General features: G+C 53.5%; 24 protein-coding genes. 6 read left to right on the top strand and 18 right to left on the bottom strand.

Annotated features, from left to right (window positions below; genetic code table 11):
- Nucleotides 1–156: 156 nt before the first annotated feature.
- The 4 genes from EKM97_RS09855 to EKM97_RS09840 all read right to left on the bottom strand — a co-directional run bounded on the left by EKM97_RS09855 (nt 157) and on the right by EKM97_RS09840 (nt 3,509).
- Nucleotides 157–768: an endonuclease III domain-containing protein gene (locus EKM97_RS09855; protein ID WP_125572241.1), complete on the bottom strand. Its 612-nt coding sequence runs from the start codon at nt 766–768 to the stop codon at nt 157–159.
- Nucleotides 769–860: 92 nt separating this feature from the next.
- Complete coding sequence (locus EKM97_RS09850) at nt 861–1,505, bottom strand: copper homeostasis protein CutC (RefSeq protein ID WP_164507517.1); 645 nt, start codon at nt 1,503–1,505, stop codon at nt 861–863.
- Nucleotides 1,506–1,561: 56 nt separating this feature from the next.
- Nucleotides 1,562–2,383 (bottom strand): undecaprenyl-diphosphate phosphatase, encoded by an 822-nt coding sequence (locus EKM97_RS09845; RefSeq protein WP_125572239.1) that lies wholly within the window; start codon nt 2,381–2,383, stop codon nt 1,562–1,564.
- 97 nt (nt 2,384–2,480) lie between these two features.
- A complete protein-coding gene (locus EKM97_RS09840) occupies nt 2,481–3,509 on the bottom strand; it encodes a lactonase family protein (protein ID WP_125572238.1) in 1,029 nt (342 codons plus the stop codon).
- 163 nt (nt 3,510–3,672) lie between these two features.
- On the opposite strand from EKM97_RS09840, the gene EKM97_RS09835 reads away from it, so the two are divergent.
- The gene (locus tag EKM97_RS09835) at nt 3,673–4,047 is read left to right on the top strand and encodes a PTS glucitol/sorbitol transporter subunit IIA (protein WP_125572237.1); all 375 of its coding nucleotides are present in this window, start codon (nt 3,673–3,675) and stop codon (nt 4,045–4,047) included.
- 976 nt (nt 4,048–5,023) lie between these two features.
- Here EKM97_RS09835 and EKM97_RS09830 read toward each other — a convergent pair.
- The 3 genes from EKM97_RS09830 to EKM97_RS09820 are packed head-to-tail and all read right to left on the bottom strand — an operon-like array spanning nt 5,024 to nt 7,429.
- On the bottom strand, nt 5,024–5,917 hold the full coding sequence (locus EKM97_RS09830; protein WP_125572236.1) for an RluA family pseudouridine synthase: 894 nt from the start codon (nt 5,915–5,917) through the stop codon (nt 5,024–5,026).
- On the bottom strand, nt 5,917–6,714 hold the full coding sequence (locus EKM97_RS09825; RefSeq protein WP_125572235.1) for an NAD kinase: 798 nt from the start codon (nt 6,712–6,714) through the stop codon (nt 5,917–5,919). Before EKM97_RS09825 ends, EKM97_RS09830 begins: the two co-directional genes overlap by 1 nt.
- 1 nt (nt 6,715) lies before the next feature.
- Nucleotides 6,716–7,429, bottom strand: a complete 714-nt coding sequence (locus tag EKM97_RS09820; RefSeq protein ID WP_125572234.1) for a GTP pyrophosphokinase — start codon at nt 7,427–7,429, stop codon at nt 6,716–6,718.
- A gap of 127 nt (nt 7,430–7,556) precedes the next feature.
- Between EKM97_RS09820 and EKM97_RS09815 the strand changes: the two genes are divergently transcribed.
- Nucleotides 7,557–8,144 (top strand): CYTH domain-containing protein, encoded by a 588-nt coding sequence (locus EKM97_RS09815; RefSeq protein ID WP_125572233.1) that lies wholly within the window; start codon nt 7,557–7,559, stop codon nt 8,142–8,144.
- Here the strand turns inward: EKM97_RS09815 and EKM97_RS09810 are convergent.
- Nucleotides 8,126–9,190, bottom strand: coding sequence for a competence protein CoiA (locus tag EKM97_RS09810; RefSeq protein WP_164507516.1), 1,065 nt, complete (start codon nt 9,188–9,190; stop codon nt 8,126–8,128). The two genes, EKM97_RS09815 and EKM97_RS09810, sit on opposite strands and share 19 nt — an antisense overlap.
- 70 nt (nt 9,191–9,260) lie before the next feature.
- Complete coding sequence (locus tag EKM97_RS09805; RefSeq protein WP_125572231.1) at nt 9,261–10,235, bottom strand: asparaginase; 975 nt, start codon at nt 10,233–10,235, stop codon at nt 9,261–9,263.
- 258 nt (nt 10,236–10,493) lie between these two features.
- On the opposite strand from EKM97_RS09805, the gene EKM97_RS09800 reads away from it, so the two are divergent.
- Nucleotides 10,494–11,084 (top strand): TVP38/TMEM64 family protein, encoded by a 591-nt coding sequence (locus EKM97_RS09800; protein ID WP_125572230.1) that lies wholly within the window; start codon nt 10,494–10,496, stop codon nt 11,082–11,084.
- A gap of 87 nt (nt 11,085–11,171) precedes the next feature.
- Here EKM97_RS09800 and EKM97_RS09795 read toward each other — a convergent pair whose 3' ends face one another.
- Nucleotides 11,172–12,515, bottom strand: coding sequence for a PFL family protein (locus EKM97_RS09795; protein WP_125572229.1), 1,344 nt, complete (start codon nt 12,513–12,515; stop codon nt 11,172–11,174).
- Between the two features lie 11 nt (nt 12,516–12,526).
- The gene (locus EKM97_RS09790) at nt 12,527–12,793 is read right to left on the bottom strand and encodes an ACT domain-containing protein (protein WP_164507515.1); all 267 of its coding nucleotides are present in this window, start codon (nt 12,791–12,793) and stop codon (nt 12,527–12,529) included.
- Between the two features lie 246 nt (nt 12,794–13,039).
- Here EKM97_RS09790 and EKM97_RS09785 point away from each other — a divergent pair, with 246 nt between their 5' ends.
- Genes EKM97_RS09785 through EKM97_RS09775 form a run of 3 tightly spaced genes read left to right on the top strand, consistent with a single transcriptional unit; the run spans nt 13,040 to nt 15,948 of the window.
- Nucleotides 13,040–14,161, top strand: coding sequence for an acyl-CoA dehydrogenase family protein (locus tag EKM97_RS09785; RefSeq protein WP_125572227.1), 1,122 nt, complete (start codon nt 13,040–13,042; stop codon nt 14,159–14,161).
- A gap of 12 nt (nt 14,162–14,173) precedes the next feature.
- Entirely contained in the window at nt 14,174–14,962 is a 789-nt protein-coding gene (locus tag EKM97_RS09780) for an electron transfer flavoprotein subunit beta/FixA family protein (RefSeq protein ID WP_125572226.1), read from the top strand.
- A gap of 11 nt (nt 14,963–14,973) precedes the next feature.
- Nucleotides 14,974–15,948 (top strand): electron transfer flavoprotein subunit alpha/FixB family protein, encoded by a 975-nt coding sequence (locus EKM97_RS09775; RefSeq protein WP_125572225.1) that lies wholly within the window; start codon nt 14,974–14,976, stop codon nt 15,946–15,948.
- A 74-nt stretch (nt 15,949–16,022) separates the two neighbouring features.
- On the opposite strand, the gene EKM97_RS09770 is transcribed toward EKM97_RS09775, so the two are convergent.
- The 7 genes from EKM97_RS09770 to EKM97_RS09740 all read right to left on the bottom strand — a co-directional run bounded on the left by EKM97_RS09770 (nt 16,023) and on the right by EKM97_RS09740 (nt 21,664).
- Nucleotides 16,023–17,864 (bottom strand): DUF3800 domain-containing protein, encoded by a 1,842-nt coding sequence (locus EKM97_RS09770; protein ID WP_125572224.1) that lies wholly within the window; start codon nt 17,862–17,864, stop codon nt 16,023–16,025.
- A gap of 1,187 nt (nt 17,865–19,051) precedes the next feature.
- Nucleotides 19,052–19,444: a hypothetical protein gene (locus EKM97_RS09765; protein WP_164507514.1), complete on the bottom strand. Its 393-nt coding sequence runs from the start codon at nt 19,442–19,444 to the stop codon at nt 19,052–19,054.
- The gene (locus tag EKM97_RS09760) at nt 19,437–20,339 is read right to left on the bottom strand and encodes a hypothetical protein (protein WP_125572222.1); all 903 of its coding nucleotides are present in this window, start codon (nt 20,337–20,339) and stop codon (nt 19,437–19,439) included. Before EKM97_RS09760 ends, EKM97_RS09765 begins: the two co-directional genes overlap by 8 nt.
- Nucleotides 20,340–20,341: 2 nt before the next feature.
- Nucleotides 20,342–20,650 (bottom strand): hypothetical protein, encoded by a 309-nt coding sequence (locus EKM97_RS09755; RefSeq protein WP_125572221.1) that lies wholly within the window; start codon nt 20,648–20,650, stop codon nt 20,342–20,344.
- A gap of 115 nt (nt 20,651–20,765) precedes the next feature.
- The gene (locus tag EKM97_RS09750; RefSeq protein ID WP_125572220.1) at nt 20,766–20,963 is read right to left on the bottom strand and encodes a hypothetical protein; all 198 of its coding nucleotides are present in this window, start codon (nt 20,961–20,963) and stop codon (nt 20,766–20,768) included.
- A 10-nt stretch (nt 20,964–20,973) separates the two neighbouring features.
- Nucleotides 20,974–21,246: a hypothetical protein gene (locus tag EKM97_RS09745; protein WP_125572219.1), complete on the bottom strand. Its 273-nt coding sequence runs from the start codon at nt 21,244–21,246 to the stop codon at nt 20,974–20,976.
- Nucleotides 21,247–21,358: 112 nt separating this feature from the next.
- The gene (locus tag EKM97_RS09740; RefSeq protein WP_125572218.1) at nt 21,359–21,664 is read right to left on the bottom strand and encodes a hypothetical protein; all 306 of its coding nucleotides are present in this window, start codon (nt 21,662–21,664) and stop codon (nt 21,359–21,361) included.
- Between the last annotated feature and the right edge of the window lie 310 nt (nt 21,665–21,974).

Here is a 21,974-nt window from a genome sequence, read left to right as displayed (position 1 = left end):
GCCGCCTGGAGCGGTCCCGCCCGACGTAGTTCACCGGAGCGCAGCCCAAGCGCACTCATGCCGGAGTTGCCGACCCCACCGCCTAGCGGCGGTTTGAAAACGCCGCAGAGGCCCAGTGCGACTCCGTCGCTAAAAGACTTACGCTGACGGACAGTATCAGTCTGGACGTTCAGCTAAACCATACGCGTCCAGGCCTAACTTCTCGTAATCATCAATCAGCGCGTGCAGCTCCTGCGCCTCCGCCACGCTGAAATCAAAATCCCGCAACACACGTTTCTGCAACTGTTCGTATGTGTAGTCCCTGCCCCACAAAAGTTTAAACAGGCGCCGTGCATAACTGTCGGCCACGAACACCGGCCGCATGTAGACATGGAGCAAAATGACGTCGGCGGTCTCGTTGCCAACTCCAGGAAGAGCGCGCAACCTTTTGCGCAGCTCGGCAGTTGGCAGGGCCGCCTGCTCGTGGAAATGGTCGCGGTGATTCGTCAGCACCGCGCGCAGATAACGGCTCTTATTCTTGTAAAAACCACTGGGCCGGATCAGGTCCATCAGCTCGTCGTCACCCAAATCTAGTAATGCGGCCATGCCAAAGTGCGTGCGGGCATCCAGATTAGCTAGCGAGCGGTCGACATTCTTATAATTGGTATTTTGAATCAGCACCATGCCGCTGAGTAACTCCTCGACGCTGCGTGCCGGCCACCATTTGCGTGGCCCCATATCGGCGTATAAGGCTGTGTAGAGCGCGCGCGCTGACCATTCTTTTACCATCTCCAGCCACCTCGTTTCGCTTGCAAATTCAACATCTAGTGTAAATCAAAAAGGAGTGTCCGCAAACGGACACTCCTTTTTCAATTGCACGTTTATGCTTTCATTTTGCCAAGAACATGCGTACCATGTGCCTGGTTGACACCGATGTAGGACGTAATCTGGTCCTTGTTATCGATGTTCACACCAGCACCTGGCAGCACTTCAATCCGGCCAGCTGCCCAGTCAACAGTCTGCTTCATCACGTCCAGGTTATCGAGGACGTTGGTGTCGAGCAAACCGCCGTGAGTGAGTACGCGGGTGAAGCCCTTTTCGATGAGCCATTCCAGTGCTTCCTTGCGGTCGGCTTCTGGAATCCAGTCATAAGCCAGGTTGCAGACCAACTGCATGCCACCAGCGGCTGCAATCAGGTTTTCCATGGCGTCCACGTCGAAGTGGTTGTCAGGTGTGAGCGCCCCAAAAATCACGGCGTCCACGCCCAGTGCCTGCATTTCCAGCATGTCGTGTTCCATAATCTTCAGTTCGATGTCATTGAAGTAGTAGTCACCACCACGGGGACGAACCATGGCCACAACGGTTGCGTTGTGTTCGTGGCAGTACTTCAGGCTTTCAATGATGGTCCCCTTGCTGGCGGTGGTACCACCGGCAGTCAGGTTACCCGTGAGTTCGATGCGCTGGGCACCAGCAGCCATGGCGGCTGGAACGAGCGTAAAGTTTTCAACAGCGATTTCGTTAAGCATAATGTGCGATACTCCTTAGGAATTTTGATTAACCGCAGTTATGCGCCGCGGCTTATTTACAGAAAGATTGTGAGTAGAACCACAATTCCCAGTGCGATCCGGTACCAGCCGAAGCCAGTGAAATCGTGTCCCTGCACAAACTTAAGCAGCCACTTGATGGTCACCCATGCCACCAGCATGGAGACGAAGAAGCCGACTGCCAGCACCACCGTCTGGTCCAGCGAGAAGGTGTTCCCCTGCGCGAAGAATTTGCCCATCTTCAAAATGGAAACCCCGAACATCGTCGGAATCGCCAAGAAGAAAGAAAATTCGGTCGCTACGTAGCGGGATGCGCCGAGCAAAATGGCGCCGAGAATCGTCGCCCCACTGCGGCTCGTCCCCGGAATGATGGACAGTGCTTGGAATAAGCCGATGAACAGTGCCAGCTGGATGGAAATATCCGCGAGACTATTCACAACCGGACGCCGATTCTTGTTGTAGCGTTCAATGATGATGAACAATACCCCATAGACAATCAGCGTGGTTGCAATAACTGGGTTGGTCTGCAAATGCTTATCCATCCAGTCATTCAGTGGCAGGCCGATGATGACACTCGGGATAACGGCAATAATCACCTTTAACCACAAGGTCCAAGTGGCCTTCTTCTCGCTGGCGCTCTTGCTTGGTGCCAGTGGATTCAGTTTGTTGAAATACAGGAACACAACCGCCATGATGGCCCCGAGTTGGATGACATAGTTGAACATGTACTTGAAATCCGCGCTCTGGCTCATGTGAATGAACGATTGCACTAGGTCAATGTGACCCGTTGAACTGACCGGGAGGAACTCTGTGAGCCCCTCGACGATCCCAATGATAATAGCCTTCCAGATGTCTACCATGAACAATACTCCTTCATTTTCTGCAATACGTTTCGTATTATAGCAGAGCGCGGCAGACACCGCGGGCTACCGAAGCAGCCTTTAGCAAAATTTTGTGCTATACGAACAGCACACACACCGCTTCAGGGGTCGGGATGTTAATGGCAACAGGCAACAGTTCGCCGTTAACGGGATCACGGCGGTACAAGGTGCCGTTATCCGAGTTCTGGTTGACCGCCAGCAAGTAATTGCCGCTGGGATCAATGGCAAAGTCGCGCGGAAAGTCGCCATATGTGCTGACGAAGCGGTCAAACTTGGCATTACCAGACTTGTCGATACTAAACGTGGCAATGCTATTGTGCCCGCGGTTGCTGACGTAGAGGAAACGACCGTCATCACTCAGCTTGACCGCGGCAGCGCCGTTGTGCTCGGTCCAGTCTGCAGGGATGGTACTGAGCACCGCCCGCGGCGTGAAAGTTCCAGTGGTGGCATCGTAATCCAATACGGCCAGCTTACTACTCAATTCGCCCACGAGGTAGGCAACTGGCAACGTCGGGTGGAAGACAATGTGCCGCGGTCCGAAACCAGGTGTGGTGCGGAAGACCTGTTCGTCACTTAGCTTGCCGTCTGTCGCAACCTGGTAGGTCGCCACCGTATCATTACCCAAATCGACCACGACGAGACGCTTGTCTGGAGTCAGGTCAGTGTAGTGAATGTGACTCGCCTCTTGCTCCGGACGGGGGCCGTTGCCCTCGTGCACAACTTGATCCGCGTCCTTCAAACTCCCATCGGGCTGAATAGCATAGACATTGGCGCGGCCGCCGTGATAATTCGCGGCGTAAACCAGTTGCCGCTCCTCATCCACCGCCACGTATGCAGGGGACGAGCCAGCCGCAAAGACCTCATTCAAAATGCGAGGGGCATCACCATTGATGTCGATAGCGGCAACGCCGCCCTCACCTTCACCAGCGGCGCAGGTGTACAACACACCCTGGCTGGACAATGCTAAGTACGTCGGCCCGGCAATTGCGTCGACATACGGCATCGGCGTACTCAAACTGCCGGTGACGGTATCCAGCTCCGCTTTGTAGATGCCCTTTCCGCCTTGGCGGGTGTAACCACCCAGAATCACTGTTTCTTTAGTCAAGAAGATGTTTCCTCCTTTTGCACAGACGAATCGCGCGTCCAAAATTTTTGGTGTTTAGTAAATCATGCCAATTACGTTTCCTAGTATACCGCAAAAGAAAGCGTATTCGCCACAAAAAATGTTATCATGGACTTATTCAGAAAAAAGAAGGGTGAAAAGACTTATGGAATTAATAGCAACCGTTACCGCAATTGGCGAAAAGGCACTCAGTCCCAAGGACAACATGATTATCCTGTTTGGCGACAAGGCCACCGATGCGCTACGCGAAGTCTCAGTCATCCAACAGTTCGATGACCCCGAGGCGCAAAAGCAGCTCACAGTCGCACATGGCGATCACATTTACATCAACGACATCAAGTACCGTGTTGCCGCGGTGGGCGGGCTGACCAACCCGAACCTCGAGCAGATTGCCCACGCAACGCTCATCTTCCAGCCGGTTCCTGACAAGGACATGCTCGGCAACGCCATCTACTTGACGCCAAATGCCAAGCCTGCCTTCACGGTCGGCACCAAAATTCGTTACGTAACTGCCGACTAACACCGTCCGTCAGCGTAAGCGTTGAAACTTTCAATCAACTCATCCGCAAGGATGAAAATTGCTGTTAGACCGAAGGTCGGAACTGGGCCGGATTTGCTACACGCCCGGGCAGGGTGTGCGCGGGACCGTTCCAGCCGGCCCTATGGTGTCCGTCTCACTACGCGCTAAAGCGCGAGGTCGACTGGCTCCGCCGTCTTCCACTGGGAAGTTTGCCGCAAAACCCGCGTCAAACTTCCGCTCCTAGCAAAAATAGCTGCGTACATTTTGCACAAAGTACATGTGCAAAACATACACAGCTATTTTTGCGGTCGCGCACACCCTGCCCGTTCGCTCCACCAATCCAGCCCAGTTCCGACGCGCATTCACATGACTATGGTGGTGAAGGTTTCAGGCCAACCTGGCGGAAACACTAAACAAATGGACAAGTACTGGGAAATGTTGACGCGGGAATCAGGATGTCTGTTTACCGTGCTCACTGAATACCGTTATCGTGGCCTTTAATAGTACTGGAGGTAGTCGTCGTCCAGTTTTACGGTCTGTGTGTTGATCTGGCGTTTGAATGAGCGGTCGCTCGGTATCTGTGGTATTCTCCACTCAGTAACGTGTCGGTCACGGAGGTGGTGGTGTGCTTGGGCGAAGCGCAGGGAACGGAGTCGGGCGAAAAGATGATTGTTTGGAGACAGGACGGCCGTATTTGCCGTCGTGGCTGCACACAATCATCTCGGGAGCGCGGAGTTGACGCTGTTCTTGCGGCAACTCCGCCAGCGGAAGACCGTGACAGCGGGCTGAAGCGGTCCCCGCCCGACGTAGTTCCCGGAGCGTAGCCCAAGCGCATCACCACCGGAGTTGCCGACCCCACCGCCTTGCGGCGTTGTGAAAGCTGCTTAAAGTGCAGGTCGCACCCTTGCGGGCGCGGACTTACGCTGACGGACAACAAAACAGCCGCAACTTCACGTGCAGAAGTTGCGGCTGTTTTTTACTCATGCAGATTGAGCTGCTGGCACACCGCCGCCATATCGGCAGGCATTTGCGCATGGAGATGCAGGTGCTCGCCCGTAAAGGGGTGCGTCAGGAACAAGTCACTGCAGTGCAGTGCTTGGCGCGGCAACAGGTTTTCGCCGCCATACAGCGAGTCGCCAACCAGTGGCCGTCCAATCGCCGCGAAATGGACGCGGATTTGGTGCGTGCGCCCCGTGTGCAGGAACACTCGGGACAGCGCGTATTGACCGCGCTGCGTTAGCGTCTGGTACTCCGTGACTGACTTTTTGCCGTCAACAGTGACAGCGCGGCGCATGTAAAACTCGCTCGACAATCCCAAGCGCATAATGAGCCAGCCATGGCGACTCAGTGGCACTGGCCCCGCTGACAAGGCCATGTACTGCTTGTCCATGCTGCGGGTGTGCAACTGCCGATCAAGCAGTGTATGGGCAAAACTATGCTTGGCAAACAGCATGATGCCGCTCGTATCGCGGTCCAAACGGGTCACCACGTGGATTGCAGTGCTCTCTGCCCCGCTAACTTGCAGGTAATACTTCACGAAATTCGCCATTGAGTCATCGGCCTTATTTGCTGCCGGAATTGATGCAATGCCTGCTGGTTTATTCACGACCAGTAAATCTCGGTCTTCATACACGATGTCCAGGTGACCCGGCGTGGCCACAACAGCGTCGGCAGGGATTTCTGGTGCCATCAGCACACGCACCACATCCCCCGGTCTGAGCAGGAAAGTCGTGTTGCGCTGCTTGTGGTTCACGAACACTGCCCCACCGTGATACTTAAGCCGCTTCAGCTGACCAAGCGAGAGGCCTTCTTGGAGCAAGAATTTTTGCAAGCGCAGTGGTTGGCCTTGGTACCGCCACTTGAGCCACATTAGTGCTTTGCTCCGATGAAGGCATCTTCAACTCGATCCCAGAAGTGCATGTGCTTGTAACGAGCAAAATAAATCTGCTCGTCCGCAATCTTGTAACGCACTTCCTTAATTGGCCGGTCGGACATGTTGAACTGGTCAATGGTCATCACGTAGTTCACGCCATCTTCCGGCCGCAAAATCACCCACTCATCCGGCGCGATAATCATCGGTGCGGATAAGGTGCGGTAGACGCGGTTGTTGATGGACGCGATTTCCGTAACCTGCAGTGCCCGCAAACGCGGGTGCAAGACCGCGCCACCATTGGACTTGGAGTACGCGGTCGAGCCGGTCGGGGTGCAGACGCACAGACCGTCGCCTCTAAAGCTTTCAAAGAAGTTGTCCTTCACGTACATATCAGCCTTCATGGTGCTGGTTGCGCGCTTAAGTGTGGATTCGTTAAGCGCCACGTAATGTCCGGTCGTGTCATCCATGTAGGTGACTTTGATGTCCAGCAGCGGGTAGCCAATCTTTTCACCATGGTCATTCTTGAGCGCTTCAACCAGGTCGTCGATTTCAAAATCACGCCAATCCGTGTAGAAACCCAAGTGCCCGGTGTGCACCCCAACGAAGCGAATTTTGTCTAAAGCCGCGTTGTAACGGTGAAATGCGGACAGCAATGTGCCATCACCGCCCACCGTAATCACGACGTCTGGCCGTGCCGGGTTGACGGTGAAGCCGGCCGCCTTCAACTTCTTGCTGAGGGCATGCGCGGCTGTGGTGCTGGCCTGCCCGGAATTGCTAAAAACCCATACGCGCATGTTAGTGCTCCTTGTCATCCTTGTCCGTCCCCGACGCATCTTTGTCGTCCGCCTTGGCATCATGGAACTTCATCCCCGTCAATTGCGGAATGTCTTGGCCCTTGCCGTAGGAGAAAAGTTGTTGAGCTTCCTGAATTTCCTCGCGAATTTCACTCATTTCCTTATCTAGCTGGAAAGAAGCTTCCGCCGCGCGCTTGAGCCGCGCCTTGAGGTCTTCGGGGAATTCACCCTGGTACTTGTAATTGAGGGAGTGCTCAATCGTAGCCCAAAAGTTCATCGACATGGTGCGAATCTGGATTTCTGCCAAAATTTTCTTCTCGCCATCCACCAACTGCACGGGGTACTCGATGACCACGTGATAGGAACGGTATCCTGAAGACTTCACGTTGGTCACGTAGTCGCGCTCCTCGACCACTTCCATATCCGTGCGCTGGTGCAGCAGATCAACCACTTCGTAGATGTCTTCCACAAATTGGCACATAATCCGCACGCCAGCGATGTCCTGCATATCGGTTTCCAGGACATCATCATTGATGTAACGCCGCGTCTGTTTTTCAATGATTGAATCGACAGACTTCACCCGCGCGGTCACAAACTCAATCGGCGAGTGTTTGCTGGCCTGTTGGTATTGTTTGCGCATGCCGCGGAACTTAATTTTGAGTTCCGCAACCGCCTGTTCGTAAGGCATCAGAAAAACATCCCAATTTTGCACCATGACAAGTCCTCCACGTTCTAAGTAATTCTAACAATTCATTATAACAAACGTCCGCGCGTTCTGCCGAGACTGCCTTTTGTCTGACGGCGCACTCCGCTATACTATGGGCAAGAAATGAGGCGAGTTCATGTCAATTAGTCAAGAAACCGAACTGAAAACCATGCTGCCAGCCGCAGTCGCTGCCAAAATCCTGCTGGCTTACGCTTGGGAACCCCCGTTTAAGCAAACAAATCATTACTTTGACACCACTGCCAATGACCTCAAGCACGCGGGTAGCGCGCTGCGAATTCGCCGTTTTGCTGACCGCGCCGAACAGACACTCAAAGTGCGGGCGGCCACGGCAGAACGTTCAATCACCGAATACACTGACCCACTCACACTTGCCCAAGCGGACACGCTGCTCGCCAGCGGCACAATTCAGACTGACGGAATGGTCACAGACGCACTAAACCGGCTTGGCGTCGCTGCTTCTGCCCTGCACGTTTTTGCGAGTGTCACCACTGAGCGCCGCCAGTGCGTACTCCCTGCCGGTCTGTTAGTGCTCGACCACAGTATGTTTGCTGACGGCACGGACGATTGGGAACTGGAAATCGAGTACCACGACCATGCCGCTGCGGCCGCACTCTTGACGACAATTGCCGCCGATTTTGACTTTGTACCCAGCACGAGCCAGAACAAAATTGCCCGCGCAATTGCTCACATGCCAGGGCGATAATGTCGCAGTTTCTGCTCAACATCCGCGTACCACTGCGGGCTGCGCAGCCAGTGCCAGCCGCCGCCAATGCGCCGCAGGTACGCGCGCTGTTCAAGCGCGGCGATGAAGCTAGTGGCGACCATGCGACTATATGCCTGCGCATTCACCAGCGGCAACTTGCGCGGATCCACCGCACGTAACCAGAATAGGGCATTGGCGTGTTCGGTCACGTCGCACCCGGCAAATTGCAACAGCCAGCGCACCCGCAGTAAGTCCTCACGTTCAAGTAAGCCGGCATAATTCACCAGTCCATCGTGAACGGGCCACGGGCAACCCGCCAAATTACAGCCACGCAGGTAGCAAGCCTTTTGCACGAGTAGCGCTGTACGGTCGCCGTACTGCAGTGACTGCGCTAAGCGCTGCGCGGCGGCAACTGGTGTGCGCTGAAAACCAACGCGCCGCGCATTCAGCAATTTGGGCCAGATGCGTGCGCGCATGCATGAGTCCGCCGTCACCTGCGTGTCGACCACAATCTGCTCACGCGTTGTGTCCAAATAACGCAGGCTGAGCCCATTGGTAGTTAGTTGGGCGAACTTGAGGCGTCCTGCTCCCTTCTTGCTGCGCAGATACTTGCTGCCCAGAAACCACTGTGTTTGCATCCCCAAGCGGGCATAACCGGCAGTGCGTTCATACAGCCGGTTAGCAGATAAGGGACTACACTGGAATTCCAGTGCCACTTGCTGCTGACCGCGCGTGAGCAGAACGTCGATGCGCTGTTGCATTTGGTGCACTGGCACCTCCAGTTGCGCCTGCCAGCCGCTAGTGGTGGCAATACGCAAGAGCAGCATTTTGCCGCGCAGGTGCTCGGCACTTTCCGGTTCACTCATCCAGCAATCTGCTTTATTGCGGTGCGCAAAATGAGCTGGCATCTGCGGTCCGTTTTTCAAAATGAGCGGCGCATGACAACCTGGACAAAACGCCTGCGTGCCAGCAGCCTTCAACTGCGTTGCGGCAGCATGGCTTAACAACTCAATGCGTTTGCCCGCATTGTCTTCAGCAACAAACACGTGACCACCTCCCAAAAAGGAGATTCCGCATTTTTCGCGGAATCTCCTTTTTGGTTGAGTTCAATTCTAATTAACTCACGGCGTTGCTCATGTACTTGGCTAGTACCGCGCCAGATTTACCGGCAGCGAGGCCGACGATGAGTTTAATCCGCGCCTTTTGCCCATTCAGACCCTGACAGAAGCTGATGCCCATCTTCTTGAGCTGAATGCCGCCGCCATCATAATCGTAGACGTCCTCGGCAACTCCGTTAAAGCAGCGCGAGACCAGGACAACCGGAATCCCGCGGTCAAGAATGCGCTGCAAGGCCGGCAAAGTTGCGGGCGGCATGTTTCCTGCCCCAAGCGCCTCAATGACGAGGCCGCTCAGATTATCGGCAACGGCGTCAAAGATGGTCCCGTCCATTCCGGCGTATGCCTTAATCAAAGCCACCCCCGGCTGCACGTGGTCAATTGGCGCCACCTGCTGGTGAATGAGCGCTTGGAAGAAACGGGCGCCGTCTTTTTCCACCAGGCCAATCGGGCCAAAGGTCGGGGTGCGGAAGGTGGCCACGTTGGTCGTGTGCGTCTTGGTCACAAAACGCGCGGTGTGAATCTCATCATTCATCACCACCAAGCAGCCCTTCCCGCGAGCGGAGTGACTCGCTGCGACGCGAATCGCACTCTGAAAATTGTACAACCCATCCGTCCCGATTTCGTTACTGGAGCGCATTGCCCCAGTGACGACCACCGGAATCTGCGGATCCAGGGTGAGATCGAGGAAGTAGGCGGTCTCTTCAAGTGTGTCCGTGCCGTGCGTCACCACAACACCATCAATGTCCTCGGTTTCCTCCGCCCGGCGAATACGCTGCGCCAGTTCCAGCATCCGTTCAGGGGTCATGTGCGGTGACGGCAGGTTGAAAATTTCCTCAACCTGCAACTCCACGTCTTCTGGTAGTTGCACCCCCGCAGCCACCAAGGGATTGTGCGCACTCGGCGCAACCGCACCACTCTGGTCTGCCGTCATCGAAATCGTTCCGCCAGTGTGCAAAACTAAAATCCGCCTCACATTATCAGCTCCTATCAATTAATATCTTTCCCGATAATACCACTGACCGGCGCCCTTGTCTGAACCGGCAGTCTTAATGGCGGTGTAACATGACATTTAGATAATTCATCCTTTAGTCTGTTGCGAAAATCTTGAATGCGGTATTAAATAAAGGCAACAATACTTTTCATCGTAAAAATTATGGGTCAGTTCGTCCCGCACCGTCGCGGTTTACGCGGCTTGCGTGCCCCTGACCACAAGCCGGAGGGGTAACACAACATGGCTAATTCAAGAAAAGTTCTGCGTGTGGCCCAGGTTGGTGGTCTGCTCGTTGTCATTGCCTTTTGTGTGGTCTGTTTTCGTCTAGGTTATTTCTCTAACCCAGCCAAATTACAAACGATTATTTTGCGTGCCGGCCTGTGGGCACCCTTGTTGTTCATCTTGCTGCAGATGGTGCAAGTCATTTTTCCCATCATCCCCGGCGGCCTGTCCACCGTCGCCGCGGTCGCGATGTTCGGCCTGGGGTGGGGCTTTGTCTACAACTACATTGGCATCGGCATTGGCTCAATGCTCAGTTTCATGTTGGCCCGTCATTACGGTCGCCGCTTCATCGCGTTAATCTTCCCCGAAAAAACGATGACCAAATACCAGCACTACCTGGACGGCGGCAAGAAATTCGACCGCTTGTTTACCGTCGCCATCCTGATGCCCGTTGCCCCCGACGATTTGCTCTGCATGCTGGCAGGTCTGACCAAAATGTCCTTCAAAAAATTCGCCACCATTATCGTGCTCTGCAAGCCCTGGACCATCCTGGCATATAGTGTCGGTTTGGACACCATCTTTAACCTCATTGCACAGTACCTGCACTAAACTCAATCCACAACAATAAAAGCACCCGCACGGCACTCATTAACTGAGTACTGCGCGGGTGCTTTTTTGCGTTGCGTTTCTTCGTGTCTAGTTCTTAAACGAGTGAATTGGTGCCGGAATATGGCCGCCGCGGGCGATGAACTGGCTCGAATCGCCATCGTTGACCTTCATGATTGGGGCCCGACCAAACAAACCGCCGAACTCGACTTCCTCGCCGACGTCCTTACCCGGTACCGGAATCACCCGTACGGCAGTGGTCTTGTTGTTAATCATCCCCAAGGCCGCCTCATCCGCAATCATACCGCTGATAGTGCTGGCCGGCGTTGCACCAGGAATGGCCACCATGTCCAGACCCACAGAGCAAACCGCGGTCATGGCTTCCAGCTTCTCCAGTCCAATGTGGCCCTTCGCAACCGCGTCAATCATGTTGGCATCTTCACTGACTGGAATGAACGCCCCGGACAGTCCGCCGACCCGTTCGGCAGCCATAACGCCGCCCTTCTTAACGGCATCGTTCAGCAATGCCAGCGCGGCGGTCGTGCCGTATGAACCCACGTGGCTCATCCCCATCGTCTCCAGGATTTGTGCAACTGAGTCACCCGTTGCTGGTGTTGGGGCCAGCGAGAGATCCACGATGTTAAACGGCACGTGTAGCCGCTCCGCTGCAATTTTGCCGACTAATTGGCCCATGCGGGAAACCTTAAACGCCGTCTTCTTGATGGTTTCGCAAACCTCTTCAAACGGTGCATCCGGAATGGCCGCCAAGGCGCGCTGCACAACCCCAGGGCCGGAAACCCCAGTATTGATGGCGCAATCCCCTTCGGAAACGCCCCAGAAAGCCCCCGCCATGAACGGATTGTCTTCCACTGCGTTACAGAACACGACCAACTTCATGGCGTTCTGCGGTGTTGGGTCCGCCACCTCCTTGATGATGGTCCCCATCTCGCGCACAGCATCCATGTTCATTCCGGACTTGGTGCTCCCGATGTTCACGGAACCGCATACGCGCTCGGTGGCGGCAAAAGCGGCGGGCATGCTGCGCATGAGTGCCAAGTCAGCCGCCGTCATGTCGTTTTGCACCAATGCGGAGTATCCCCCAATGAGGTCAATGCCGCAATCGGCCGCCGCACGGTCCATCGCAAGCGCAATCTGCACGAAATCAAACTCCGCATCGCCACCCGCGAGCAGCGCCACCGGCGTTACGGCAACACGCTTGTTCACAATGGGCAGCCCAAACTCGGTCTCAATCTGTTCAGCAACCGGCACCAAGTTGCGCGCCTTAGTCGTGATCTTGGCGTAAACCGCGTCTGCGGTGGCCTTGATGTCCCCGCGAATACAGTCGAGGAGGGAAATTCCCATCGTGATGGTTCGGATGTCCAAGTTTTCCTCCCGAATCATCGCAATCGTTTCTTGAATTTGCCGACTATCCATGTCTGTCCCCCTTACAACTTGTGCATCGCGTCAAAGAGCTCTTGACGCTGCATCTGCACGGTCATTTCCAGTTGTGCCGCTGCGGTCTGCAGGTGGTCACGGATGGTAGCGAAGTCAGCGTCTTCAGGCAACTGGGCGCTAATCATCATCGTGAAGTTGCCCTTAAAGATACTCTGGGTGATTTCCAGGATGTTCACATTCTCCTTCGCAAGGGCTGCAGCGATTGCGGCAACAATCCCCACGCGGTCCTGGCCAAACACTGATACGATCACATTCATGTCAAATTCCTCCATGGCATTTTTTATCATTATATCAGGAAACCCTGCCAATAACCGCCACTTCAGCGATAAATTGCGAATAAGGCAGTTTTTCATACAATAATTGTTCGCTTTTTAATTGAGCAACTGTTTTACACACCGCCTTTCATCCGCGTCAACACGACTAACTGACCTGCAAGTTGTATCCCGATTCGTTATAATTGATAACAGTTAATTTATTAGTGAGAAAGGATACAGGTGATACCCATGGCTTTTAATTGGACACCGCAACAAAATATGTTGCTGCGCATGGTCAGCGAATTCACAGACAAGGAGGTCGCACCCTTCGATATGCAAATCGATCGTGACGGCCGCTACCCTGATGGGCTATTTCAGAAAATGGTGGAAACGGGATTCTTGGGCATCATGCTCCCCCGTGAATACGGTGGCGCCGCTTTTGACCCCGAAATTACCGCCGAAGTAATCCGGCGCATGGCAGTCGGCAACGCCAGCGCCGCGGTCACACTTGAAGGCCACTACAAAACCGTCGACCAGATTCTCAAGTTCGGAACCGACGCCCTTAAACGCGAGTATCTGCCCAGCGCCACCAAGCGTATTTTTGCCTTCTCAATGACCGAATCGACCGGTGGCTCAAACCCCATGGGCATTCAGACCACGGCCAAGCGTGCCGGTGACGACTGGGTCATTTCCGGTAACAAAATCATGATTACCAACGGCGGGCTTGCTGAAGTCTACTGTGTCTTGGTCAAAACTGCACCGGATGAACTGTCCGTGTTTCTAGTCGACAAAGACATGCCCGGCTTTTCATTTGGCAAGCAAGAAGACTTCATTGGCCTGCGCGGCGTGCCTGTTGGCGAAATCGTGCTCGATAACGTTCGTGTTAGCGCGGACCACTTGCTGGGTAAACTTGGCAACGGCATCATGATCGGTGATTCCGCCCACGATGATGCCCGCATCCTGATGGGTGCGGCGCTCACCGGCATCATGGAACACGCGCTGCAAGTCGCCGCTGACTACGCCAATGAGCGCAAGGCGGGTGACGGCACGATTGGCCAAATGCAGAGCATCCAGCGCAAAATCGCCGACATCGCCATGGGCAAAGAAACCACTAAGCTGCTGTACCAGCGCGCCGCATTGCTAAAGGCTAACAATCAGCCCTACTCTGAAGAAGCCACAATGGCCAAGGCGTACGGTTCACGCACGGCGGTCAGCGCCTGCGACGATGCACTGCAGGTACTCGCCGGATATGGTTACAGCCGCGAGTACCCACTTGCCCACCTGATTATGGACGCGCGGGCGATGGAAATCGCGGAAGGTACCGTCGAGAAGATGCGCAGCGCCATTGCGATCGCTGAATTAAGCAAGTAAGGGGGAACCAAAATGAAAATTGTCGTCTGCATTAAACAAGTCCCAGAAAGTAACAACGTTAAGTTTGACCCCGTGACGCACAACCTGCTCCGTTCAGCCAGCACGGGGCGTATTAATCCTTATGACAAAAACGCCATTGAGGCAGCCCTGCGCCTGCGCGATACGGTTGGCGGCAGCGTGAGCGTCCTAACAATGGGACCACCCGCCGCCGAGGAAACCCTGCGTGACGGTCTGGCCATGGGCGCCGATGACGCGTATCTGCTGAGTTCACGCGCGTTTGGTGGTGCGGACACTCTGGCAACCGGCTACACCATTGCCCAAGCCATCCGCAAAATTGGCGGCGTTGATTTGCTCGTCTTCGGACGCCAAGCTGTTGATGCCGATACTGGTCAAGTCGGTCCGATTGTGGCCGAGCTTTTGGATCAGCCGCAGGTGACCTTTGCCAGCAAAATCGCCGTGCTCGATGACCACACCCTGCATGTTACACGCGACTTGGACGACCGTAAGCAAACCATTCGCCTTACCCTCCCCGCAGTGCTCTCGGTGCGCAGCGAACTAAACACACCGCGCTACGAAACACCCGTTAACATTCAGGATAGCTTCACCAAACCGCTCACGGTTTGGAACGAAAAAGACATTGCGGCTGACCCGACACGCATTGGCCTGCAGGGTTCGCCAACGGTCGTCACCAAGGTGTTCGCCCCTGAAAATGCTGGCCGTCAAAACCAGCAACTCACGGGCACACCCGCCGAGGCGGTCGACCAGTTGATTAACATTCTGCAACAGCAGAATTTGATTTAGGAGGCGCAATCATGACTAATACCGAAGAAATTTGGATTCTCGCCGAGCACGATGCCAACCGGGTGCAACCTGTTACCTTCCAGCTCATCACCAAGGCGCGCGCCATCGCTGCTGGCCGCCGTGTGGTGGTTGTGCTGCTTGAAGGGACGCAGGAACATTTTGCCGAGCAGATAAGTGCGTACGGGCCGGACGAGATTATCCGAGTCAGCGCGGACTCACTCGAACGCCCCGCAGATAGCACGGCCGCTAGCGCACTGATGCAGCTCATGGCGAAGCGACAGCCGAACGCCATGCTCTTTGCCGCAACGGCGCAGGGCCGCTCCATTGCGCCGCGCCTGCAAGCCAAACTGGGAACCGGACTCACCGCCGATTGCTTGGACCTGCGTTTTGACGGGGACAACCTAGTCGCCGTGAAACCGTCCTATGGGGACAACGTTATGTGTGAAATCACCTGCCCGCAGCGCCGACCGCAGATGGTTTCTGTGCGTCCCAACACATTCACGGCTGAAAAGGCGGGCGGCGTAAGAACCAAAATCACCACGGCCGAATTGACGCTGGCTGCTCCCAAGGGAATTGTGATTGAAGATGAACAGGTGGCCGTTAGCAGCGCCACCGGTGTCACCGGCGCCAGCAAGGTAATTGCCCTCGGCCGCGGCGCCAAGGGTGACGCCACCGTGGCGCGAACGCGCCAACTGGCCGCACGGCTAGGCGCTAGCGTCGGCGTCTCCCGTCCACTAACTGACCGCGATGACTTTACGGTTGAACAGCAAATCGGCCAATCCGGAAACACGATTGCTCCTGATTTTCTCCTCAATGTCGGCATCAGCGGCGCCACGCAATATCTGGTCGGCATTGATCAGGCGAAGCTGATTGTGTCGGTGAACCGCGACGCAGACGCGCCAATTATGGCACAGTCGGATTATACCTACACTGGAGATGCGGAAGCCTTTCTCAAGGCCTTCGCCAACCGCTTGGACGTCAAGTAAGCGTCAAAAGCAAAAAGGAGCCACTAATCGCGAATGCGATTAGCGGCTCCTTTTATTTAGAATGGCGACGGAAACTAGTTCTGTTCAGCCGTGGTGCTGTATGAATCAAGTAGTGCCAAGATGCGGTCAAGCTGCGTTTCGAAGATGCGGAACTGCTGCTCACCAATCTCCTGACTGCTCTTAAATGGCTTGTCAATACGCGTGATGATGGCCAAACGTTCGCGGAAATCAGCAACGCTACGGTTAGCTAAGCCGTTCAGTAACTTCGCCTGACTGTCGTCCAACCAGTTCACAATTGTGGTCGACAGACCCTTGAGCCGGCTCCGCACCGCCTCAAGCTGCTTGCCGCTAAGGCCTGCAGTTGCGGTTTTACCAATCGCATCTTTAAAGGCCAAGGCCAGTTCCATGGCGCGGCCAATGTTCTCGCTGTGCACATCATCACTAAGCTGCGTTGCGTCATCATCAGCACCAGCCTCAGTGTACGTTGGCGTCTCGGGTGCCACGATGGTCTGGGCACCACTACGCAACTGTACAACCCGCAAACCGGAGTAGTAGGCAAAACGCCGCGCGTTAGCCAGTTCATCGTCAATCACAGTGGTGACAGGTGCGAAGTCCGCTGCCTGTTCTGGTGTTTGCACGTAAGCGTAGTGCGAAACAAAGTCAGCCAATTGCAGACCCTTTTGCGCACGTGAATCACCATCCGTCACGTGGAAGGACATTGGGGTGCTTGCAGCCAACCGGAAGTACACATCAAGCAGATTTTGCACAATCCGCAGTGATTCCGCTGGCAACTTGTTCGTGCGATCAATGACAATCTGGTACTGACTGCCGCTGAGACCCTGCTTCTGCGCACGCTCGATAGCAGTAATCAGCGCCGAAACGTAAGGGAAGATGCTAACCATGGTGGAGTCGTCATCCGTAATGGACAGCAGTGGTGGCACCATCTTGGTCCGGAAGGCAACCATCTTGATGTCGTCGTTCACGGAACCTTCCAGCACGTACTTCACGTTGCTGAGGTCCTTACCCTGCGCCTTGACTTCATCACCAGGTGCCCAGCCAAATGGGTACAGAGTACTGGTGAATTCCTTGAACGGCATGATACCCGGTGTGGTTGAGCACAAGACCATCCCGACAGTGAATGGTTTCTCGCTACCCTGACCAAAAGATTCATCGACGTAAATCCGCACGGCGGAACCGGTTGTCTGCCGGCGTGCAGGCGTCTTACTGCGGCTAGCAATTGGCGTGTTCTGCGTCGTCGTTTGTGGGGTCTGCTTATTGTCCTGTTGTGGCTTAGCATTTTGCTGTGTTGCTGGCTGATTCCGCACCGGCTTGCTTGCAGACTGCGCGGTTGTTTTGGCTTGTGCACTTGCCTTTGGCGCTGCTTGCTTTACGCTAGACTGCTGGTCGGCCGGTTTGGCGGACTTGGTTTCAGCCTTCGTTGCAGGCTTGGTGTTTGGCTTGACTTCCGGTTTAGCCTTAGCCGCAGTCTTATCCGTCCGCTTGTTATTCTGCTTTTTGGCAGTCTGCTTAGCATTTTCCTGCTTCGGCGCTGCCTGCTGATTAGACTGCTTCTTAGCAGCTTGCTTAGTCTGACGCGGCTTGCGCGTATTCTTGGACTGCTTAGCTTCCTTAGCATCCTCGTTTTTGCTTTCGTTAGCCGCAGCGGTCTTCTTAGCGCCGCGCTTAGCAGTTGTTTTTTTCGCCGGCTGCTTGTTTGTCTGTTTAGCTGTCGCTTGGTGCTCCGCAACAAAAGACTCAAGTTTTTCACGAGTCATAATTGAAGCGCGCTGACGCATCGACAAGTAATTGTGAACGGATGATACGGATACGCCGAGCATTTTGGCAAGTTCGCCTGCCGTTATGTTCTCCTTAGCCATAATATCCTTCAATGTGTTAATTAGTGTTGGCCAATCCATGTAGTGCCTCCGAATATTCTATTGTTTAATCTCTCAAATTGGTAGTCCCGTTCATTATTGTAACACGCTCACTTGCAGATGCGACAATTTAAGCGGAGGAGAATGTTAATACTAGCGTAATTATTAACTAGCTTGCTAGTTATAATGCTGTATCGTCATCTGAACAGTCCACCTAGTAATTACCAACGCACTAACTATGCACACAAGCTCAAATAAAACAAAAAAGGTTGATATAGCTGGCAAGTGCCGGCATATCAACCTTTTGAAGCAACTATCTAATGGGCCTAGTAAACCATGCCTTGACATAGGCGGGGACAATCCGCACGTTTATAAAGGCTTATAAAGCCCAGCATATCAGCATTCTCAAAAATAATTACCACACACATATTTCTCGCCGTTGCATCAAATGCAACGGTGGATGCAACGGCCACAAAAATTTAATCAGCTGGCAGCAGGAGGCTTCACCAATCAGGTGGGGCTATTTTTTTGCCATACGCTTGTATCCTGTTGGCTATCATCCGCCGTGTTTGTTTTGCAATTTAAGCGTGTTGTTTTGCATTTTAACATGTGTTGGCACTATTTAACGTATTCACCGTTAAAGCCCCGCACACGCCATTTTGAGAGTATCTGCGGCTATTAACGACAAAACGGAACGCTCCACTTATTTTTCGGAGCGCTCCGTTAAACCAATCGTAACGTTACGATACGAGAACCACTAATTCACCCCACTGGCCAGGCCAACATTTTGCAAACTCCACTAACGCGGCTTTGCGCCATCTAGTCAATGTTGATGCTGAGACGGACAATCGTCCCGCCACATCCCTTAACGTAGGCATTGGCTTGAAATACAGATACCTCAAGGCGTCTGCATAGCCATCCCCGCAGATAATGCGCACTTGATTAAGAACGCTGTCACATCGTTTCACAAACTGCTCCGACTCCATAACCCCCACTACTCGACGTTCAGTAGCGTTACTAGCGGTTGACGTTTTCGGCATTCCATCCAGCCTAGGGGATGCTAAGGACTGCTTTACTAGTGCCCTTGCCCGCTCATGTGGATACTGTTGTAACAGCGTCTCAGCGTTAATAGCCGTTGCCCTTTCATCAACCTGAATCATGTGCTCCCCCTTGGCCAACTATTTTTAATCAGTTACATGCTGCCCCGTTCTGGGTCACTGCACAAGCCTTTAACACTCGGCTAACTCCTGCAACACTGTGTCTTGTTTTGTTAACCTGTTGCCATTCATGCGATCCATGAATGCAATGCTGCTAATACCTGCAATCGTCTGGCGTTTTACGTTGGATAGAGCGTAATGAGTGCACTCAGCAATTTCCTCTGCTGTCATTCCCCGAATGTATCGCAAGCGGACAAACTCCCCGCTAGTGCCCAACAAGCTAGTTGACTTAGCAACACGCTTCTTTATGCCCGCAGCATACTCTATTGCCTGTCTTGCCTCGCTATTAACGCTACTGTTCATGTTTTCAACCATCCAGTTGGCGTTACGTTCTGCCATCAGGAGGCTATTCCAGTGCTTTATCCAATAGGCAGTGGCTTCACGCCCCTGTTTCATCCTAGACATGCTGCTTGCTCTCCCATTCTGCGGCTAGTAACCGAATCTGTTCTCCCAACGGCTGGGTTATATCTATGCCATTGCCCACCAACCTGCCTACTACCCGAGTTATAGAATAATTGGACTGCCGCAGCAGCTCCCGAATCTGTTCGTCAGAATACGGGGATGCTTCAACTTTTTGGACTGCCTCACGGGGTGCCCCTGCCGACGGGTTTTCTCCCCCATGCCCCTGTTTTCCTTCTCTTTCTTTTGATTTTTCTTTTTTGTTGGTCTGTCCTTTTCTTTTCTGTTCTGAACTACCCTGTACTGAACTATCCTGTCCTAACCTAACCTTACCTAAACTACCCTTACCTAACCTATACTGGGTATCCACTTGGTATACCATGTGGTTGTCATCAATTTTTATTGGCTTAAAATCCGCTGATAGCAAGGGTTCTGGCCACAACTCAGGGTGACCCTTGTCTAATTTAATGTTGGCCACCGTCCCCGACTCACTAACAGACGTTAGAGGGTATAATGCGACACCTCGCCGCGTGGCCAAATCAATTTGATCAGGTTGTGCCAGTGAATAATATCGTCCATTTTCATCCTGAATTAACTGCCGTTTTTCGTATCCGTATGACGTTGGCACATATCGATCGGAACGTATCCAGTTGTTTGCTCGCCAGTCAGTAATGACAATCACACCTTGGTCAAACGCAATCACGAAACCCTTGGCAATGAGCAATTTCAAATCATCGTCATTAGCGCCCCTAGTTCGCATTACTTGTTTTGGCCGTGCTACAAACCCATCATCATCCGCATCCATCCCCAAGTAGAAATACAGTAGCTGCGCATCTTTAGGCAGGTCACCAAATTTATCAGTGTCGATTACTGTCTTGCTGAACATCCTTCTCTGCGCCATTGCTACCCCTCTTTCCTTGCGTTCAGGTCTGCAATATCGGGCTTGCCGATTGTCCAAACGGAGTAATCAAACGATCCACCATTGTCGCGCTTTTTTTGGCGCCGCAAGTAACCTGCATCCTCGGTCTCCTGAACCAGCCGCTGCACGCTCACCGCGCCCTCTTTGAACAAGGCCGGTAAGTCTACCCGCCGTACCGTTGAACCCTCGCCCTGTGCCACCAGAACGGTCAGAAACCCCTTTGCGGCAGCGGATAGATGCTTATCATCGACAGCACGCTGATAACCTGCACGATAAATGCTAATTGTTGGCATGCTTGCTGCCTCCCTCTTTTTGAATGAACTTTTCTGGGGATGCTAGTAAGCCACCAACTACCCCACACGCAAAAGCAATGACTAAAAACGTTGTTAAATTCATCGTGATCATTTTTTAATTACCCCGACTTTCATTATGGCCGCTCATCAGCTTAACCAACACGTCAACCGCTCCAATGGGTGTATTGGATACATCAATCGGGAATCGCTCTCCGTTGAATGTGACCACGCCTTCCCGCAACTCAACATGCAGCATGGCCACACCGTCATTGCAGGCCGCCCATGCTGCTACGACATCATTTTTTGCTGGCATTATCATTCCCCTAACGCGCTACAACCGGCAGAATGCGCTTGCCCTGCATTTCTGCTGACTTGTCTATACGTTCAGCCAAACGGCGGGCACTGCCGGCAATGCGGCCAGCTGCCACTGCCCGTTGCATGAGCCGCTTAACAGAATCTGGCAGACTATCGGGCGCATCGGCCTTTTCCAACACCGTGGCCTGCCTGTATGCTGCTTCCCAGTCACCAGTGAGATCGTCTCGCAATGCGTCTAGTTGCTCGGATAATGAATTAAGCTGTTTGCTGTTTAAGTCCATGATTAAAAAGTTTCCCTTCCTGCTTGTGAATTTCAGCAGCTCCGGTACACTTAACGGTGTTCTGGCGTTTTGTGTATCAAAACCGCTTGATATTGCCTAACTAGTCTGCAAACTAGTTGGGCTTTTTTTCGTTGTTCTGAGTATCATCCGTGAACTGCTCGGCCAGTCGTTCATAAATCTCCGCCAACTGTGTTAATGCGGCATTTCCCAAGGCTTCCATACGTGCCCCGTTTACACTGGCAGCTGCTACTAAACGAGCAGTAGCATCTGTGTTCGGACTCGCCAGAATGCTGCGCCTGTACTCAATCACAGCGTTGTTCAGGTCTACCGCCTGCTCTGCATGCATCCCCATCAACTGCTGCACCTTCTCCACGCGGTCAATCAGATCAGTTAAAGCCTCTGTATCTTGTTCTTGCATTGTCGTTCCTTCCTGCCTCATCTCGGCATTAAATCAAAATACTGCATCCCCCTGAGCAAATACTGAACATACAGCCGCCAGCTGGATTTCTTAAACAAATATGTGTGCTCAGGGGATGCAAAGTAATTTCAAATCTCATGTTGCTGCATCCATGTATCAATACGGGCACGGTTATACATGCGGTGAGTGTCTATCAACGTTACCTGCATGCCTTTTGCCTCAAGTTTGTATACCCTGGATTATTCATAGAATTTCAAAAAAGCAGCGCAATCCCATGATTCACACGGGACTGCGCTGCTTTGGTGTTTCA

The sequence above is a fragment of the Lacticaseibacillus songhuajiangensis genome, from assembly GCF_003946025.1.
GTDB lineage: Bacteria > Bacillota > Bacilli > Lactobacillales > Lactobacillaceae > Lacticaseibacillus > Lacticaseibacillus songhuajiangensis.
Note: the sequence above shows the minus strand (reverse complement) of the source record. Positions and strands in the feature narration are given on the sequence as shown.